Source organism: Neobacillus camarae, assembly GCF_054950115.1.
Genome location: NZ_JBUCKX010000011.1, coordinates 1 through 1,617 on the forward strand (window position 1 = coordinate 1; position 1,617 = coordinate 1,617).

Here is a 1,617-nt window from a genome sequence, read left to right on the forward strand (position 1 = left end):
TCTTCGCATAATTTCTCTTATGAGAACAGTCACATAAGAGAAAAGGAATTGATGGTTTGGCAACGCTAATTCAAGATTCTTTCAATCTTGATCCCTACGGGGATTCGTCTTTTAATGACCCTGAGCACACAGGAGAACAAAGCCAGCAGACGATTACTTACACTGTCTCCGAAAAGTTCTAAAGAAAAAACGAAATGACTCATTTCAAGATTGCATTGAAGTAGAGGTTGTTCACCATCATCCGGAAAATACAATCTGCGACTGTTGCCAAGGAAAAATGATTGAAATTGGCAGTACAATCGTACACGAAGAAGCAGACTTTATTCCTACTAGAATGAAGAAGGTCCAACACGTTGAACATGCTTATGAATGTACAAATTGCAAAAGCGATGCATTTTAAAAAGCGCAAATTAAACGTGGTAAAGCACCACAACCGGTGATTCAACGCAGCATGGCAAGCCCTAGCGTGCTTGCCAAGGTAATATATGATAAATTTTCACAATACTTGCCCCTTTACCGCCAGGTAAAGGAATGGGAACGTTATGGACTGAACACAAATGACAAGAACCTCTCAAATTGGGTCATTCGTGCATCGCATAATTGGCTATTGCCCATTTACGAACGATGAAGCAATTGATGTTGGCCAAATCGATATTGGATGTCGACGAAACATACGGCACAAATTATCAACCGTTCCGATGGGAAATCCGGTCAAACCAATGCCTATAATTGGGTGTATCGGAGTGTGCCATCCCAAGGGCCACCGATGACCCTCTTTCAAAGCGCATTGTCCCGTGCTCGAACTGTCCTTGAAAGTTTCATAGAAGGCTATTATTCCGGAACGATAGTTTGCGATTGCTATTCCGCCTATGGTAGGTTGGAGGGCGTCACCTTCGCGAATTGCTGGGCGCATGTTCGTCGCTATTGGCTGAAGGCGGATAGCAAAAATGGCCGTATTGGCGTGAAATTTTGTGACGATTTATATCCACATGAAAGAAAATTTAAGCATCTTTCTCCGGGTAAGCGCAGAAAAAAACGGCAAAAAAATACTCGAAGCCAATCGTTGATAAGTTCCTTGAATGGGTTGAAACGGCACCCTTCTATGGAAAAAATGCCCTAGCGAAAGCAGCCGAATACACATTGAACAGGGCAAGTGGACTCAAAGCATTCCTGTATGATGGGCGCATTGGAATTGATAATAATCCAGCCGAAAATGCAATCCGTCCCAATGTCATTGGAAGGAAAAATTGGCTCTTCAGTGTCAGTGAAGCCGGTGCAAAAGCGAACGCCATCTGTTTAAGTATCGCTGAAACAGCCAAAAGCAATGGCGTTGATTTCTAGGAATACATAAAGAAAATTTTGACGGACCTACCGAATCTCGGCATCCATCAAAATCCTGAAATTTTGGATCGATAGATGCCCTGGTCAAAAAAGATCAAGCTGGAATGTAGCAAATAAATGAAATTAGTCGTATTTTCGATTGAAAAAATCAGGATATACGGCTATTTGTGATGTGTACCGAAAAGGTGCGCTTTTTTTATAATTCGGGTTTACGAAATTCTAAGAAAATGTCTGGCGAATCGATGTGTTGGCTTGAATTTAACTCGTTAGAATAAG

At 41.8% G+C, this 1,617-nt stretch carries 3 protein-coding genes and 1 pseudogene; all 4 read left to right on the forward strand.

The genetic code is table 11. From position 1 onward, the window contains the following. Positions 1-56: 56 nt before the first annotated feature. The 4 genes and pseudogenes from ACY8D0_RS28000 (at position 57) to ACY8D0_RS28015 (ending at position 1,341) form a co-directional block, all read left to right on the forward strand. On the forward strand, positions 57-182 hold the full coding sequence (locus ACY8D0_RS28000; RefSeq protein ID WP_462413747.1) for a hypothetical protein: 126 nt from the start codon (positions 57-59) through the stop codon (positions 180-182). 95 nt (positions 183-277) lie between these two features. After that, on the forward strand, positions 278-400 hold the full coding sequence (locus ACY8D0_RS28005; RefSeq protein WP_462413748.1) for an IS66 family transposase zinc-finger binding domain-containing protein: 123 nt from the start codon (positions 278-280) through the stop codon (positions 398-400). A 51-nt stretch (positions 401-451) separates the two neighbouring features. Continuing rightward, positions 452-1,120 (forward strand): annotated as a pseudogene (locus tag ACY8D0_RS28010) (IS66 family transposase). Beyond that, the gene (locus tag ACY8D0_RS28015) at positions 1,060-1,341 is read left to right on the forward strand and encodes an IS66 family transposase (protein ID WP_462413749.1); all 282 of its coding nucleotides are present in this window, start codon (positions 1,060-1,062) and stop codon (positions 1,339-1,341) included. Before ACY8D0_RS28010 ends, ACY8D0_RS28015 begins: the two are co-directional and overlap by 61 nt. Positions 1,342-1,617 lie beyond the last annotated feature (276 nt).

What these genes read in the sequence shown, in the direction of transcription:
- ACY8D0_RS28005 (WP_462413748.1), top strand. Translation starts at nt 278, where the DNA reads ATGATTGAAATTGGCAGTACAATCGTACACGAAGAAGCAGACTTTATT.